Source organism: Oleiphilus sp. HI0132, assembly GCF_001635845.1.
Map to the genome: position 1 here is coordinate 1 of NZ_LWGJ01001267.1, position 765 is coordinate 765.

The 765-nt window shown below is 43.7% G+C and carries 1 pseudogene; it reads left to right on the plus strand.

What is annotated here, in order from left to right:
• Positions 1-137 precede the first annotated feature (137 nt).
• Positions 138-765: pseudogene (locus A3766_RS32735) on the plus strand (DUF3418 domain-containing protein); the annotation flags it as partial.

Below are 765 nucleotides of genomic sequence, written 5' to 3' on the forward strand. Positions count from 1 at the left end.
CTCAACAAGTCTATTCCAGATATAACGCAAGGCTCGATCCTGCATGGATAGAACCGCTTGCAAAGCATTTGGTAAAACGTTCTTATGCCGAACCTCATTGGGAAGCCAAAAGGGCACAAATAATTGCCAAAGAAAAGGTGACCTTATACGGACTTGAAATTGTCTCTCAGCGCCCAGTTAACTACAGCCAGATTGACCCAGGAGTTTGCCGTGAAATATTTATTCGCACCGGACTCATAGAGAGAGAGTTTCGCACCAAAAATAAGGCTATCGCTCATAACTTAAAGCTTATTGATGAAGTGGAATCGATTGAAGACCGCACGCGTCGTAAAGATGTCCTGGTCGATGATGAGGTGATATACGGACTTTACGATAAGGCTTTACCTGAACACATTGTGAGTGGTGCTGCATTTGAAAAGTGGGCAAAAAAGCAAGCGAAGCTGACTCAAAGCTAATACGGTTTACAAAAGGTCAGCTGCGCAGCGAAAATGCGGATTCATTCGATCCGGGCCTATATCCTGAACATATTGAAAATAATGGCATACGCTTTCCTCTGAGTTACCAGTTCAAACCCGGCGCTGAAGATGATGGTGTAAATATCTCGGTGCCAATTAATGCAATAAAACAGCTAACTGTAGATAAACTCGAGAAGATAGTTCCTGGCTTGCTTCGTGAAAAATGCATCCACCTGATCAAAACGCTTCCCAGAACTTTGCGAAAGCACTTTGTTCCTGTGCCGGATGTTGTAGACAAGATACTGCCAAA